We start from the raw sequence: 14,471 nt of genomic DNA, 5'->3' as shown, positions 1-14,471 counted from the left end.
CGACTTCCGTCCGAATTTGACCGCAGTGCAGCATTGCCCACTTTGTGGTCACGCCGAAACGAGCGTCTCCACCGTGCGCCGCGCACCTTCCTTGTAGAGACGGCCGAGCGCCGCTGTCACGGCCTCGCGCAGCCGTGGCTCGGCGCCGAGCGGTCCGAACACTTGTGTGACGCCGAGCAAGGCGGGGGCCAGCCTTTCCGCGACGGGGCCGGCCTCGCGCGCCAGGCCCGCGAGCTCGGCGGCGAGGGGATCGCGCACGTCGATGGCGCGGCCCTGTTCGTCGCGCGCGGTGACGTAGCGCATCCAGCCGGCGACCGCGAGCGCGTGCGTCGCGATCGGCAGGTTTTTGGCGAGGCGATCCTGCATCGCGCCGAGCAGGCGCTGTGGCAGCTTCTGCGAGCCGTCCATCGCGATCTGCCAGGTGCGGTGATGCAGCGCCGGATTGGCGAAACGCGTGAGCAGCGAGGCGCGATAAGCGGCGAGATCGGTGCCCGCCGGCATCGTCAGCGTCACCGCGGCCTCTTCCATCACTTGTGCTGCGAGCCGCGCGAAATGCGGATCCTGCATGGTATCGGCGATGGTCTCGTAGCCGCCGAGATAGCCGAGATAGGCGAGCGCGGAATGGCTGGCATTGAGCAGCCGCAGCTTCATCAGCTCGAATGGCTTGACGTCGGCGACGAGTTCGACGCCCGCCGAGGCGAGATCGGGCCTGCCCGCGGCAAAGCGATCCTCGACCACCCATTGCGTGAACGGCTCGGTCATCACCGGCCAGGTGTCACGCATCCCGAGTGCCGCGGCGACCGCATCACGGTCGGCATTCGTCGTTTCCGGCACGATGCGATCGACCATGGTGCAGGGGAAGGCAACGTTGTCCGCGATCCATTTGCCGAGGTCCTTCGACCGAAGGGCCGCGAACTGCGTGACGATCCGCTGCACGGTGTGGCCATTGGCGGCGAGGTTGTCGCAGCACAGTACGGTGAACGGCGAAAGCCCCTGCGCCCGTCGCCGCGCCAGTGCAGCCACGATGAAGCCGGGCGCCGAGCGCGGTGCGTCAAAATTGTTGAGATCGTGCACGACATCGGGATGCCGCTCGTCGAGATCGCCGGTCTGCTGCGTGTGGCAATAGCCCTTCTCGGTGACCGTGAGCGAGACGATGCGAATGGCGGGATCGGCCATCCGCTCGACCAGCACAGCCGGCTTCTCGCGCGCGACGACGCTGTCGAGCAGCGCGCCGATGACGCGATGCTGGGTGCCTTCGGCGGCGCGCACGGCGACCGTGTAGAGATGATCCTGCGGGGCGAGGGCGTCGCGGGTCTCCGGACTACGCAGGCTCGCGCCGATGATGCCCCAGGCGCTAGCGCCGATTGCAAGGCAATCGTCGATGACGACGGCCTGATGGGCGCGATGAAACGCCCCTAAGCCGAGATGCACGATGCCGGGCGTGACGCGCGAACGGTCATAGGCCGGGCGACGAATGCCGGGTGCCAGTTGATCGAGATTGGCGCCGCCAAGCCGCATGGTCGTCTCTCCCTGTGTTTGGCGGCTGCTTGACATGGCGGCCGTCCTCGGTCAATGCTCCGGTCAATTGGTAAGGCCAATTATCCAAAATTGGCGGGCCGCCGGGCTGGAAGCCATCCCGGCGAGACCCCTTAGGGGAGGCCAGCGTGCCGCTGGAAGCTGTGGAGGCGAGACGGCTCTATCGCCAAATCGCCGATCAATTGCGAAGCCTGATCGACAGCGGCGAGTACGCCGTCGGCAGCCGCTTGCCGACCGAGCGCGACCTCGCCGATCAGCTCAAAGTGTCGCGGCCGACGGTGCGCGAAGCCCTGATCGCGCTCGAAGTGGAAGGACGCGTCCGCATTCGCGTCGGCTCCGGCATCTATGTGATCGACCCTTCGGACGCGACGCCGGCGCCGTCCGCCGTCATCGAGGGGCCATTCGAGCTGTTGCGCGCCCGCGAATTCCTCGAAAGCGCCATCGCCGAGCAGGCCGCACGCGTGGCGACCAAGGACGATATCGCACGCATCGACGCAGCCCTGGTCGCGATGGAGAACGTCGCGCACCCCGGCGAAGCGTCGATGGTCCATGACCGCGCCTTCCACATCGCGATCGCCGGATGCCTCGGCAACGCCGTGCTGGTGCGCGTGGTCGGCGAGCTGTTCGACCAGCGCCTCAATCCCTACTTCGCGCAGCTTGCGCACTATTTCGAGAACCCCGGCACGTGGCGCACCGCGCTTAGCGAGCACCGGGTCGTGCGCGATGCCATTGCGGCGCGTCAGCCAACCGCGGCCCGCGACGCGATGCGCGATCACCTCGCGCATTCGCAGGAGCGCTTTGCGCAGAACTTTGGCGCCGAGACCGCAACCGGATCGCCGGCAACGCGGAAACGGACCGTGCGATCTGGCACAGCTCCCGCGAAACCAAAACGACCGCCGAAGAAGCAGGCAAAAGGCGGCAGCGCGCGGCGGCGATGAGATTGGGCGGCTCGACTCGTTTCGGGGCGGGCAAACAAGAAACAGACTTGAGTTAGTGGAGGATATTCAGTGTTGAAGAAAATCACGATGGTGCTGGCGACGTCGATCGCCGCAATGTTGGCGACGACCGAGGCCAGCCTGGCGCAGACCAAACTGAAATGGGCCCATGTCTACGAGACCTCGGAGCCGTTTCACACCGCTTCGGTCTGGGCCGCACAGGAGATCGGCAAGCGCACCAACGGGCGCTACCAGATCGACGTCTATCCGGCCTCCCAGCTCGGCAAGGAAGCCGACATCAACCAGGGCCTCTCGCTCGGCTCGGTCGACATCATCATCTCCGGCTCGAGCTTCGCGGCCAAGAGCTTTCCGCCGATCGGCGTGACCTATTACCCCTACACCTTCCGCGACGCCGATCATCTGCTCGCCTACACCAAGAGCGACATCTTCAAGGAGCTCGCCAAGGGCTATGAGGACAAGAGCGGTCACCACATCATCGCGGTGACCTATTATGGCGTGCGCCAGACCTCGTCGAACAAGCCGATCAAGACCTGCGCCGATCTCAAGGGCCTGAAGATGCGCGTGCCCGACGTGCCGGCCTATCTCGCCATGCCGCGCGCCTGCGGCGCCAACACCGCGCCGATCGCGTTCGCCGAAGTCTATCTCGCGCTCCAGAACGGCACCGTCGAGGCGCAGGAGAATCCGCTGACCACGATCGAGGCCAAGAAGTTCTACGAGGTGCAGAAGCACATCGTGCTGACCGGCCACATCGTCGACCACCTCAACACCGTGGTGGCCGGCGCGCTCTGGAAGAAGCTCTCAGACGAGGACAAGAAGATCTTCACCGACGTGGCGCAGGAAGCCGCCGCCAAGGCCACCGAGGAGATCAAGCAGAACGAGGCCAAGCTCGTCACCTTCTTCAAGGAGAAGGGCCTGACCGTGACCGAAGTCGACAAGAACGAGTTCCGCGACATCGTGCTGAAGAACGTTCCGTTCGAGACCTTTGGCTATCGCAAGGCCGATTGGGAGCGGATCCAGGCGGTCAAGTAGCGCAATAGCGGTCATTCCGGGCTCGACACGCATGCGTCGTCCCGGAAATGACGTTCAAGTCGTATAGGGAGTAACCACATGTCGACCGCCGAAGTGCACCGGCAGATCACCGGGGACGAGATCGCCCATACCTTCGAGGAGGAGGCGGTGCCGAAGGTCGATCTCGGCATCTACGCTTTCGAGGATTGGATCGCGCTGGTGATCTTCTGGGTCATGGCGCTCGCCGTCTTCCTGCAGTTCTTCACCCGCTACGTCCTCAACGACAGCTACGCCTGGACCGAGGAGATCGCGACCTACTGCCTGATCGGCGTGGTCTTCATCGGCGCCTCGATGTGTGTGCGGTTGTCGCGCCACATCCAGATCGACCTGATCTATCGCTATTTGCCGCACCGCGTCGCGCGTGCACTGTCGACGGTGATCGACGTGATCCGGATCGCCTTCTTCGGCTACGCCGTCAAGCTGGTCTGGGTCTACATCCAGATCATCGGCGACGAGACCATGACCACGATCAACTTTCCGAAGAATTACGTCTACTACGCCGTGCTGCTCGGCTTCGTGCTGATGTTCGTACGCTCCGTGCAGGTGGCCGTGCAGCATCTGCGACAGGGCTATTCGATCCTCGAACGTCCCGGCGCCTACGACGGTTTTGAAGGGTAAGGTCATGCTGCTGTTGCTTGGAGGCTTTCTCGTCCTGATGCTGCTCGGCGTTCCCGTGGCGATTGCCATGGCGTCGTCGTCGCTGCTCTACATCCTGGTCAGCGGCGTGACGCCTGATGTCACGCTGGCCCAGCGCATGATCGCCGGCGTCGAGAGCTTTCCGCTGCTCGCCGTTCCCTTCTTCATTCTGGCCGGCAATCTCATGAACATCGCCGGCGTCACGGGGCGCATCTACAAATTCGCGGTCGCGCTGGTCGGCTGGATGCGCGGCGGCCTCGGCCACGTCAACATCATCGGCTCGGTGATCTTCTCCGGCATGTCCGGCACCGCGATCGCGGATGCAGCCGGCCTCGGCACCATCGAGATCAAGGCGATGAAGGACCACGGCTACACCACCGAGTTCTCGGTCGGCGTCACCGCGGCCTCGGCGACGCTCGGCCCGATCATCCCGCCGTCGCTGCCCTTCGTGATCTACGGCATGATGGCCAACGTCTCGATCGGCGCGCTGTTTCTGGGCGGCGTCATTCCTGGCATCGTCATGACCTTGCTGATGATGGCCACCGTCACCTATTTCGCCCATCGGAACAATTGGGGCAGCGACACGCCGTTCTCCTGGCCGCAGCTCGGCTCGGCCGGCCTCGAGATCACCATCGTGCTCGCGTTCCCGCTCGCGATCTGGCTGATGACGCTCGCGGGCATGTCGACCAACATGGCCGTCGTGATCGGGCTCGGCACGCTGCTCGCGATCGACTGGTATTTCGACTTCTCGGCGGTGATGGCGTTGATGGCGCCTGTCATCCTGATCGGCGGCATGACGCTCGGCTGGTTCACGCCGACCGAGGCTGCCGTGGCCGCGGTGATCTGGTCGCTGTTCCTCGGCCTCGTGCGCTACCGCACCATGACCTTGAAGACCGTGGCGAAGGCGACCTTCGATACCATCGAGACCACGGCCTCGGTGCTGTTTATCGTCACGGCCGCCTCGATCTTCGCCTGGCTGCTGACGGTGTCGCAGGCGGCCCAGCTGCTTTCGGACTGGATGCTCAGCATCACTCACAACAAATGGGTGTTTTTGGCGCTCGCCAACGTCCTGATCCTGTTCGTCGGCTGCTTCATCGACACCACGGCGGCGATCACCATTCTGGTGCCGATCCTGCTGCCGATCGTGCTCAAGCTCGGCATCGATCCGATCCATTTCGGCCTGATCATGACGCTGAACCTGATGATCGGCCTGTTACATCCGCCGCTCGGCATGGTGCTGTTCGTGCTCGCGCGTGTGGCAAAGCTCTCGGTCGAGCGCACGACGGTCGCGATCCTGCCCTGGCTGGTGCCGCTGCTGATCGCGCTGATCGCGATCACCTACATTCCTGAACTCACCCTCTGGCTGCCGAAATATATGGGACTCTCCAAATGACCTCGACCTCTCTCGCCGCAACCCTGTTCGGCCCCGAAGATCTGCGCATGATCGAGCATCCGCTCGACAAGTTGGCCTCCGGCATGGTGCGCATCCGCTTCGGTGCCGGCGGCATCTGCGGCTCGGACATGCATTACTTCCGCCATGCCCGGACCGGCGACTTCGTGGTGAAGTCGCCGCTCGTGCTCGGTCACGAGATCTCGGGCCAGGTCGTGGAGATCGCAGGCTCGGCTGCAAACCTGAAGGTCGGCGACCGCGTCGCCGTCAACCCGTCGCGCTGGTGCGGCCATTGCGGCGCCTGCCGCGAGGGACGGCAGAACCTCTGCGAAAATATCTACTTCATGGGCTCTGCGTCGAAGACGCCGCACATGCAGGGCGGCTTTGCGAATTATTTCGATGCGATCCCGGCGCAGTGCGTGAAGATCCCGGACCATGTGTCCTATCAGGCTGCGGCGCTGGCCGAGCCGCTCGCGGTCTGCCTGCACGCCGTTGCGCGCGCCGGCAACATCCAGGGCAAGCGCGGCATCATTTTTGGTGCCGGCCCGATCGGGCTTCTCACAATGTTGGCCGCGCACCGCGCGGGCATGGCCGATATCACGGTGGCCGACATCGCGCCGGCCCCGCTCGCCTTCGCGACCCGGCTCGGCGCATCGCATGTCGAGAACGTCGCAAGCGGTGAAGATGGCCTGAAGGCGCAGGCCGCGTCGCGTCCCTACGACGTCGCGTTCGAAGTCTCGGGCACGGCCGCCGGTCTTGCCAGCGCGATCGGCATTGTCCGGCGCGGCGGCGTGGTGGTGCAGATCGGCAATTTGCCGGGCGGCCAGATTCCGACACCTTCGAATGCGGTGATGGCGAAGGAAATCGACCTGCGCGGCTCGTTCCGCTTCGGGCTCGAATTCATGACCGCGGTGGAACTGATCGGCGCGGGCAGTGTCGACGTGCTATCGCTGGTCACCGCCGAGCGGCCGCTGTCGACCGCGCCGGACGCGTTGCGGCTGGCGCTCGATCGCTCGCAGAGCGTCAAGGTCGTGCTGACCGCGAACTGATTCTTGTTTTTGACGCGTTGCTTTAGGAGAACGCACATGATGCTCGAGGGATGGCGCTGGTACGGGCCTAATGATCCCGTGTCCCTGGACGATGTCAGGCAGGCCGGGGCGAGCGATATCGTCTCGGCGCTGCATCAGGTGCCGATCGGCGAGGCGTGGACCCGCAAGGCGGTCGAGGAGCGCAAGAACTTCATCGAGAACGGCCAGCCCGGCCGGTCGCAATTGACATGGTCGGTCGTGGAATCGATTCCGATCCCCGACGACGTCAAGCGCCTCGGGGCCAAGGCGACGAAGTCGATCGATGCGTGGATCGCGAGCCTGGAGGCGGTCGCGGCGTCCGGCATCAAGATCATCTGCTACAATTTCATGCCTGTGGTCGATTGGTGCCGCACTGATCTGGAATGGGAGCTGCCGAACGGCGCCCGCGCCATGCGCTTCGACCAGGACCGTTTTGCGGCGTTCGAGCTGCATATCCTCAAGCGCCCGGCCGCCGTGCAGGAGTATACGCCGGAGCAGCAGGCGCGTGCGAAAGCGCTGTTCGACAAGATGAGCCAGGCCGACATCGACTATCTCATCATGGCTATCGCCAGCGCGCTGCCGGGTTCGACCACCGAGCCGATGACCATCCCGCAATTCCGCGACCGGCTGGAGACCTATCGCGACATCACGCCAAAAATCCTGCGGCAGCATCTCGCCGAATTCCTTGCGCGCGTCGCGCCGGTCGCCGAGCACCTCGGCCTCTCACTGACCCTGCATCCTGACGACCCGCCGCGTCCGCTGTTCGGTCTTCCGCGTGTTGCCTCCACCGCCGACGACTATCAGGCGCTGTTGGATGCGGTGCCGTCGAAGGCCAACGGCATCTGCCTGTGCACCGGCTCGCTCGGCGTGCGCGCCGAGAACAATCTGCCTGCGATAGCCGAACGCTTCGGCCCGCGCATCGCCTTTGCGCATCTGCGCGCGACCAAGCGCGAGGCTGATGGCCTGACGTTCTACGAGTCCGATCATCTGGACGGCGACGTCGACATGGTCGCGGTGCTGAAGGTGCTTTCGAAGGAGAGCGCGCGGCGTTCGCCCGACAAGCAAATCGTATTCCGTCCGGATCACGGCCACCGCATGCTCGATGATCTCGCCGCTACCAAGCGCACCAATCCCGGCTATACTGCAATCGGCCGCCTCCGCGGCCTCGCCGAGCTCCGCGGCGCGATCCGCGCGATCGAGCATCACTAGGAGATCTGCGGCGGTGTGTGAGCGAAGGTAAGCAATGCGCCTGGCACAATGTCATAATTTCCACGACTTCCGGCGCCTGGCGCGTCACCGGCTGCCCGGCCCGATCTTCAACTATATCGACGGCGGGGCCGACGATGAGACGACCCTTCGACGCAACAGCGCCAGCTTCGAGCATTGCGATTTGCTGCCCAACGTGCTGCGCGGCGTGCAGCAGGTCGATCTCTCGGTCACTGTCATGGGCCAGAAGCTCGCGCAGCCGTTCTACTGCTCGCCGACCGCCTTGCAGCGGCTGTTCCATTATGACGGCGAGCGTGCCGTCGCCGCGGCGGCTGCGAAATATGGCACCATGTTCGGTGTCTCCTCGCTGGGCACGGTGAGCCTCGAGGAATTGCGCAAGGCCTACGACACGCCGCAGGTCTATCAGTTCTATTTCCACAGGGATCGCGGTCTCAACCGCGCCATGATGCAGCGCGCCAAGGAGGCAGGCGTCGAGGTGATGATGCTGACGGTCGACAGCATCACCGGAGGCAATCGCGAGCGCGATCTGCGCACCGGTTTCAGCATTCCCTTCCGCCTGACTTTGGCCGGCATGCTGCAGTTCGCGATCAAGCCGAATTGGGGCATTCAGTATCTCACCCACGAGAAATTCAAGCTGCCGCAACTGGACGAGCACGTTGACATGAGTGGCGGCGCCATGTCGATCGGCCGCTATTTCACCGAGATGTTGGATCCCGCAATGAACTGGGATGATGTCGCGGAGATGGTGCGGACCTGGAACGGGCCGTTCTGCCTGAAAGGGATCATGTCGGTGGAAGACGCGCGTCGCGCGGTTGATATCGGCTGTGCCGGGATCGTGCTGTCCAACCATGGCGGCCGGCAGCTCGACGGCTCTCGCTCAGCCTTCGATCAACTCGCCGAAATCGTCGACGCCGTGGGTGACCGCATCGACGTGATGATGGATGGCGGCATCCAGCGCGGAACCCACATCCTGAAAGCGTTGTCGCTCGGAGCCAAGGCGGTCGGGCTTGGACGATATTATCTCTATCCGCTTGCCGCCGCCGGCCAGCCCGGCGTCGAACGCGCCCTCGGCCAGCTGCGCGCCGAGCTCGAGCGCGGCATGAAGCTGATGGGGTGCAATTCGATCAGCCAGCTGTCGCGCGCCAATCTGCGCTTCCGGCCCGGGTAGCGCGCCTCGATCGCCCTGCATCGATAGGGCAGGAGGGTCTCCCTAAAGTTTGCGAGGGTTTTGGTCGAATACTCGCGGAGATTGTCTTCAGTTCCGGTGTGTGCAAGAGTGGCTGCATTGCATTTTGACTGACGCATTGCAGCCACGGGCCATTTGTAGGAGCTGAACATGAGCTTCCTGGTCGAACTTCCTCCCGCGCAGTACAATCCGAACGCGTTCGCGAACTTCAACAGCGCGTCTGGCGATTTCGATATCGACGTTGCGCGCGCGATGATGTGGATGTCTCAGCTTGCCTACGAAACCCACGTCCCGAAAACGATCACTGCGGTGTCTGGCCTCTGGACGCTGTCCAACGTCAAGCCGCTGATCCAGCCGGCGAAATCGACGCTCCCGGTATCGGACACCCGCGGCGTCATCGCCCAGCGCAACGGCGCGACCATCATCGCGTTTGCCGGGACCGATCCGCTCATTCTCAAGAATTGGGTCAGTGATTTCTATCTTGGCCGCCCGAAGGGCGATGTCCACCAAGGTTTCGAAGATGCCGCCGCGGCCGTTTGGGACGACGTCCGAACGGCGCTGATTGCGGCGTCTGCCGCGGGCTCGCCCATATTCATCACCGGACACAGCCTCGGAGCGGCACTTGCCGTTGTCACGGCCGATCGCGCGCGTAGTGAGCCTGGGATTGCGCGCCCTCAAGTCTATCTCTACGGCTGCCCGCGCGTCTGTGGCGTCGATGCTGCGGCTACTTACAACGCAGCGCTCGGGCCCACGACCTATCGCCTGGTCCACGGCAACGATATCGTCCCGACCGTCCCGCCACCGCAGCTCGGATTCCATCATGTTGGGCGCTATTTGGCATGCGGCCCGGGTGCGAAATTCGTCGCCGGCCAACTTGCACTCAACAGCAACTCCGACGAGCCTTTGCCGACGACCGGGGGCTTTGCCGGAATAGCCCAGCAGCTCGCAAATCTTGTCGTCGGGTTTTCCCCGAGCCAGCGCATGGATGTGATCGGCCGGCTCTCCGAGCTATTGCTGCCCGGCATCAGTGATCATCTGCCGGATCGATATTACGACGCCCTGACTTAGCGCTTCGCAATCTCGTCCGATCAATAGCAGGCGGCCATCGCGCCGAGCTTTGGATAGAGTCGGTCGATCGCAGCGATCTCGCTGTGCATCTGGGCGAGGATCCAGTCGCGGATCTCCGCGGCGATGGGGCGCATCGGCCGGTTGCGCGGCGGCAGGAATTCGCAGATGCGGCGCGTGGTGGTAAGCCTGTCGGAGGCCGGCACCAGCGCGCCGGTCAACAACCAGTGCGAGGCGACCGTCAGCCAGCCAAGCGCGATGCCCTGGCCGAGCAGCGCCGCCTGCACCACGACGGCATAATCGGTGAAGCTCAACGCCTTGGCGGCGCCGCGGCGGCCGGTGAGCAGCGATGAATAATCCGCGGCCCAGTCGCCCGGCGTCTCGGCCAGGCGGATGATGGTGTTGCTCTCTGAGGGATCGGTCTCGCCGAGATAGCCGGGGCTGCACATCGGCAGCATCACTTCCTTCATCACCAGCGTCCCACCGGAGGACGGCTCTTCGCGATCGCGAAAGCGCATGCCGAGGTCGACATTCTCGACCGCCCCGCGCAGCGCGCCGGAGATCAGCTGGAAGCGCAGATCGACCTGGGGAAACTGCCGCTGCAGCTTGTCGATGCGCGGCATCAGCCAATGCGTGGTGAAGGCGGAGGAGACCGACAGCGTCACCGTCTCGGTGCCCTTGCGACGCCGCTCGATCTCGGTGAGGCCGGTCTCGATGCTGCGAAAGCCTTCGAGCACGCGGCGATACAACAGCTCGCCTTCCTCGGTGAGCACCGCGCGCCCCGCTCTGCGGTCGAACAGGCGGACGCCGAGATGATCCTCGAACTGGCCGAGCATGCGGCTCACCGCGGGCTGCGTGACATTCAATTCGGCGGCGGCCGCCGTGAAGCTGCCATTGCGCGCTGCTGCGTCGAAGACGAACAGGGCGTTACTGGAGGGCAGCATCCGGCGCAGCTCGGGCATAACGTCATGTTATGAGCGCGGTGAGAATTTGGCAATTGCCGAGTTTTGCCAAGTCTGGTGTCATTGGCATGACAGCCTAAACACAGGGCCTTCGAGAGAAGATTTGGTGCGGCGCACGCGTCGAGCGTGAGTGCTCCAAATCCCTGTCTATAAAGCAGGCTTATGGCGCGCAGTGAGGCACGCCGTTCATGGACGAGGTCGATCGTTGGACAAACGAGCGGAAAGCGTCGAGATCAGGTCCGCCAGCAAGGCGTATGGCGCCGTTCGCGCTCTCGACGACGTTTCCCTCAATGTCGGCGCCGGCGAGTTCGTCTCGCTGCTCGGTCCCTCCGGCTCCGGCAAGACCACGCTGCTCGGCATTCTCGGCGGCTTCATCCTGCCGACCTCAGGTACAATTCTCTTCGGCGGCCGCGACGTCACCTACATGCCGCCGCACAAGCGCGACATCGGCGTCGTGTTCCAGAACTACGCGCTGTTCCCGCATATGAGCGTCGGCGAGAACGTCGCCTTTCCCCTGCGGGCGCGGCGCCTGCCGAAAGCGAGCTGGCCGGACAAGGTGCGCGCGGCGCTCGCGATGGTCGGGCTCGCCGGCTACGAGGAACGCGGCATCGCGCAGCTCTCCGGCGGCCAGCGCCAGCGCGTGGCTCTCGCGCGCGCCATGATCTTCGAGCCGCAGCTGATCCTGATGGACGAGCCGCTCTCCGCGCTCGACAAGCAGCTCCGCGAATCCATGCAGATCGAGTTGCGCGCGCTGCACCGGCGCATCGGTGCCACCATCATCTATGTCACGCACGACCAGCGCGAGGCACTGACCATGAGCGACCGCGTCGCCGTGATGAAGGACGGCCGGCTGATCCAAATTGATAAGCCCGAGCGGCTGCACGATCATCCTGCCGATTCCTTTGTCGCAAGCTTCATCGGCGAGGCGACGATGCTGCCCGTGCGCCGCGTCGACGCTTCCAGCGTGTCGCTCGGCAATGCGCTGCTGCGCAGCGCCCGCGCCATTCCCGACGGCGACGCGCTGATGCTCGCCATACACAGCGAAAAGCTCCTGATCGACGACGGTGCGCAGGATTCTGCCTGCAACCGCCTGACCGGGACGGTTACCGACATCGTCTACCAGGGCGAGAGCTTGCGCATTTTTCTGGCGCTGACTGACGGCATCGCGCTCAGCCTGCGCCAGCCGGCCTATCACCAGGCCTATGGCCGCATCCCGCCGCTCGGCGGCAGTCTCACTGTCACCCTTCACCCCGAGGACACCATTGTGGTGCCCCGGGTGGACTGAACTTCAGCCTTGTCCAACCTGAGAGAAGAAACTGATATGTCGACCCAAGCCGCGTTCAGCAATTTCAAGGTTCTCACCTTCGACGTCGTCGGCACCTTGATCGATTTCGAAACCGGCGTGCTCTCCGCGGTGCGCAAGATCTCGGGCAAGACGCCGGCCGAGCTCAGCGACGACAAGATCTTCGAATCCTACAAGCGCGGCCGCGATCAGCACTACGAGCGCTCGAGCGAGGTCATGTTCCACGTCTATCGCTATCTCGCCAAGGAGCTCGGGCTGCCGTCTGACGACGCCTCCTGCGACATGTTCCAGCTTTCGGTGCTGCGCTGGAGCCCCTTCCCGGACTCGGTCGAGGCTCTGAAGCGCCTGCGCACGAAATTCCGCCTGGTCGCGATGACCAATGCTGACCGCGTTGCGCTGTCCTGCTATGCGCATGCGCTCGGCAACCCCTTCGACGATACCGTCTGCGCCGACGACACCGGCGTTGCAAAACCCAATCCGGAATTCTTCGCCTACAACAGGGGCCGCCAGTCCGCCTTCGGCTACAAGCAGTCCGACATCTTGCATGTCGCGCAGAGCCAGCACCACGATATCGGGATCGCGCGCAAGCTCGGCTACAAGGTGTGCTGGATCGAGCGCCGCCAGGGCATGGCCGGTTTTGGCGGCACGCCGGCCGTGGAAACGCTGACCAAGCCGGACTTCCACTTCCCGACGCTGAAGGCGCTGGCCGACGCGGCCGTCGGGCCCGCGGCGTAATCCGTGAGCGCCGGCATGACACGGGACTGGAACGCGCTGCCATCGGCCAATTCGCTGTGGGAAGCCACGGCGGAGCCGGCGCGCGCGTTTCCTGTGCTGTCCGGCGAGCATCAGGCAGATGTGGTGATCATCGGTGCCGGCTATACCGGCCTGTCCGCCGCGCACCACATCGCCAAGGGCGGGCTCGCGCCGGTCGTGCTGGAAGCGAACCGGCCCGGCTGGGGCGCGAGCGGGCGCAATGGCGGCGTGATCACCGCAAAGTTTCGGCTGTCGTTCCGCGAGATCGACGCCACCCATGGCCGCGCCATGGCCAAGCGGATGTACGAGATCGCGCATGAATCGACCGACATGGTCGAGGAGCTGGTTTCCGAGTTCGGCATCACCAGCGCAAACCTCACGCGAACCGGCCAGGTAAAGGCCGCGCATAACGCGACGACGCTGAAAGCCGCGATCGACGAGGCCAATTGGATGACGCGCGAGATGGGCTCGGCCGAGGTTCGCATCCTCGACAAGCACGGCGTGCGCGACGAGACCGGCTCGGACATTTTTGTTGGTGGCGTGCTTAATCCCGGCTCGGGCGGCATTCATCCGCTGAACTATCTGCGCGGCCTCGCCGATGGCGTGGCGCGCCGCGGCGTTCCCATTTTTCAGGAGTCGCCTGTCATAAAACTCCGGCGTGACAAGGACGGCATCGTCGCGGAGACGCCGCAAGGTGCGGTGCGCGCAAAACAGGCGATCATCGCTACCAACAGCTATTCCGACCTGACCGGTGCGACCGCGCATCTGCAGCGCACGCTGATCCCGTTCCGCAGCGCGCTGATCGCGACCGAACAGCTGCCGCGCAATCTCGCCGGCAAGCTGATGCCGACGGGACGCACCTACACCGAGACCAAGCGCATGATGCGCTGGTTCCGCATGGTCGACAACCGCGTCATTTTTGGCGGCCGCGGCGCCTTCGGCAAGCAGGACTCGCAGGCCGCGTTCGATGCGCTGCGCAAGGCGATGGTCGGCATCTTCCCCGATCTCGCCGACGTCCCGCTCGCCTACAAATGGTCGGGCCTTGTTGGCATGACCCTGGACTCGGTGCCGCATATCGGCCGGATTGACGACCGCACGCTGGTCTCGATGGGCTACAACGGTGCGGGCGTCGCGATGTCGAGCCTGATGGGCCGCTATCTCGCCGCCTTCGTGCGCGGCGAGACGCCCGAGGTCGGGCTGCTCGACGTCAGCCGCATGAAGGCCATTCCGTTCTATCCGCTGCGCGAGCCCGCCGTGCGCATGGTCGCCGGCTGGTACCAGTTTCTCGATGCGATTGGTCAGTGAGATCTCTTTGGAGGAGG

Annotated in this window: 13 protein-coding genes; 11 read left to right on the top strand and 2 right to left on the bottom strand. The window is 64.4% G+C overall.

Going from position 1 to position 14,471, the window contains the following annotated elements; all coding sequences use genetic code 11:
• Positions 1-48 precede the first annotated feature (48 nt).
• Positions 49-1,518: a mannitol dehydrogenase family protein gene (locus tag FXB40_RS14845; protein ID WP_187436901.1), complete on the bottom strand. Its 1,470-nt coding sequence runs from the start codon at positions 1,516-1,518 to the stop codon at positions 49-51.
• A gap of 146 nt (positions 1,519-1,664) precedes the next feature.
• Here FXB40_RS14845 and FXB40_RS14840 point away from each other — a divergent pair, with 146 nt between their 5' ends.
• The 8 genes from FXB40_RS14840 to FXB40_RS14805 all read left to right on the top strand — a co-directional run bounded on the left by FXB40_RS14840 (position 1,665) and on the right by FXB40_RS14805 (position 10,134).
• Positions 1,665-2,474 carry a FadR/GntR family transcriptional regulator gene (locus FXB40_RS14840; protein ID WP_148772925.1) on the top strand — a complete coding sequence of 270 codons (810 nt, stop codon included), beginning with the start codon at positions 1,665-1,667 and terminating at the stop codon, positions 2,472-2,474.
• 87 nt (positions 2,475-2,561) lie between these two features.
• Complete coding sequence (locus tag FXB40_RS14835) at positions 2,562-3,521, top strand: sialic acid TRAP transporter substrate-binding protein SiaP (RefSeq protein ID WP_148773032.1); 960 nt, start codon at positions 2,562-2,564, stop codon at positions 3,519-3,521.
• 78 nt (positions 3,522-3,599) lie between these two features.
• Positions 3,600-4,178: a TRAP transporter small permease gene (locus tag FXB40_RS14830; protein ID WP_148772924.1), complete on the top strand. Its 579-nt coding sequence runs from the start codon at positions 3,600-3,602 to the stop codon at positions 4,176-4,178.
• 4 nt (positions 4,179-4,182) lie between these two features.
• A complete protein-coding gene (locus FXB40_RS14825; RefSeq protein ID WP_148772923.1) occupies positions 4,183-5,589 on the top strand; it encodes a TRAP transporter large permease in 1,407 nt (468 codons plus the stop codon).
• Positions 5,586-6,635 (top strand): L-idonate 5-dehydrogenase, encoded by a 1,050-nt coding sequence (locus FXB40_RS14820; RefSeq protein WP_148772922.1) that lies wholly within the window; start codon positions 5,586-5,588, stop codon positions 6,633-6,635. The genes FXB40_RS14825 and FXB40_RS14820 overlap by 4 nt, the downstream gene beginning before the upstream one ends.
• Before the next feature lie 36 nt (positions 6,636-6,671).
• Positions 6,672-7,862, top strand: a complete 1,191-nt coding sequence (gene uxuA / locus FXB40_RS14815; protein ID WP_148772921.1) for a mannonate dehydratase — start codon at positions 6,672-6,674, stop codon at positions 7,860-7,862.
• 34 nt (positions 7,863-7,896) lie between these two features.
• Positions 7,897-9,048 (top strand): alpha-hydroxy acid oxidase, encoded by a 1,152-nt coding sequence (locus tag FXB40_RS14810; protein ID WP_148772920.1) that lies wholly within the window; start codon positions 7,897-7,899, stop codon positions 9,046-9,048.
• 168 nt (positions 9,049-9,216) lie between these two features.
• The gene (locus FXB40_RS14805; protein WP_148772919.1) at positions 9,217-10,134 is read left to right on the top strand and encodes a lipase family protein; all 918 of its coding nucleotides are present in this window, start codon (positions 9,217-9,219) and stop codon (positions 10,132-10,134) included.
• Between the two features lie 20 nt (positions 10,135-10,154).
• On the opposite strand, the gene FXB40_RS14800 is transcribed toward FXB40_RS14805, so the two are convergent.
• Complete coding sequence (locus FXB40_RS14800) at positions 10,155-11,093, bottom strand: LysR family transcriptional regulator (protein ID WP_148772918.1); 939 nt, start codon at positions 11,091-11,093, stop codon at positions 10,155-10,157.
• 205 nt (positions 11,094-11,298) lie between these two features.
• On the opposite strand from FXB40_RS14800, the gene FXB40_RS14795 reads away from it, so the two are divergent.
• The 3 genes from FXB40_RS14795 to FXB40_RS14785 are packed head-to-tail and all read left to right on the top strand — an operon-like array spanning position 11,299 to position 14,454.
• Positions 11,299-12,378 carry an ABC transporter ATP-binding protein gene (locus tag FXB40_RS14795; protein ID WP_148772917.1) on the top strand — a complete coding sequence of 360 codons (1,080 nt, stop codon included), beginning with the start codon at positions 11,299-11,301 and terminating at the stop codon, positions 12,376-12,378.
• A 36-nt stretch (positions 12,379-12,414) separates the two neighbouring features.
• Positions 12,415-13,131 carry an HAD family hydrolase gene (locus FXB40_RS14790; RefSeq protein ID WP_148772916.1) on the top strand — a complete coding sequence of 239 codons (717 nt, stop codon included), beginning with the start codon at positions 12,415-12,417 and terminating at the stop codon, positions 13,129-13,131.
• Between the two features lie 15 nt (positions 13,132-13,146).
• Positions 13,147-14,454, top strand: coding sequence for an NAD(P)/FAD-dependent oxidoreductase (locus FXB40_RS14785; RefSeq protein WP_187436887.1), 1,308 nt, complete (start codon positions 13,147-13,149; stop codon positions 14,452-14,454).
• Positions 14,455-14,471: the final 17 nt, after the last annotated feature.

Source organism: Bradyrhizobium rifense (assembly GCF_008123425.1).
In the GTDB taxonomy this organism is placed as follows: Bacteria; Pseudomonadota; Alphaproteobacteria; order Rhizobiales; family Xanthobacteraceae; genus Bradyrhizobium; species Bradyrhizobium rifense.
The sequence above is the reverse complement of the archived record's forward strand: the minus strand, read 5'-3'. Positions and strand labels throughout refer to the sequence as shown.

What these genes read in the sequence shown, in the direction of transcription:
- FXB40_RS14825 (WP_148772923.1), top strand. Translation starts at nt 4,183, where the DNA reads ATGCTGCTGTTGCTTGGAGGCTTTCTCGTCCTGATGCTGCTCGGCGTT.
- FXB40_RS14820 (WP_148772922.1), top strand. Translation starts at nt 5,586, where the DNA reads ATGACCTCGACCTCTCTCGCCGCAACCCTGTTCGGCCCCGAAGATCTG.
- FXB40_RS14835 (WP_148773032.1), top strand. Translation starts at nt 2,562, where the DNA reads ATGGTGCTGGCGACGTCGATCGCCGCAATGTTGGCGACGACCGAGGCC.
- FXB40_RS14805 (WP_148772919.1), top strand. Translation starts at nt 9,217, where the DNA reads ATGAGCTTCCTGGTCGAACTTCCTCCCGCGCAGTACAATCCGAACGCG.
- FXB40_RS14810 (WP_148772920.1), top strand. Translation starts at nt 7,897, where the DNA reads ATGCGCCTGGCACAATGTCATAATTTCCACGACTTCCGGCGCCTGGCG.
- FXB40_RS14785 (WP_187436887.1), top strand. Translation starts at nt 13,147, where the DNA reads ATGACACGGGACTGGAACGCGCTGCCATCGGCCAATTCGCTGTGGGAA.
- FXB40_RS14800 (WP_148772918.1), bottom strand. Translation starts at nt 11,093, where the DNA reads ATGCCCGAGCTGCGCCGGATGCTGCCCTCCAGTAACGCCCTGTTCGTC.
- FXB40_RS14790 (WP_148772916.1), top strand. Translation starts at nt 12,415, where the DNA reads ATGTCGACCCAAGCCGCGTTCAGCAATTTCAAGGTTCTCACCTTCGAC.
- uxuA (WP_148772921.1), top strand. Translation starts at nt 6,672, where the DNA reads ATGATGCTCGAGGGATGGCGCTGGTACGGGCCTAATGATCCCGTGTCC.
- FXB40_RS14830 (WP_148772924.1), top strand. Translation starts at nt 3,600, where the DNA reads ATGTCGACCGCCGAAGTGCACCGGCAGATCACCGGGGACGAGATCGCC.
- FXB40_RS14845 (WP_187436901.1), bottom strand. Translation starts at nt 1,518, where the DNA reads ATGCGGCTTGGCGGCGCCAATCTCGATCAACTGGCACCCGGCATTCGT.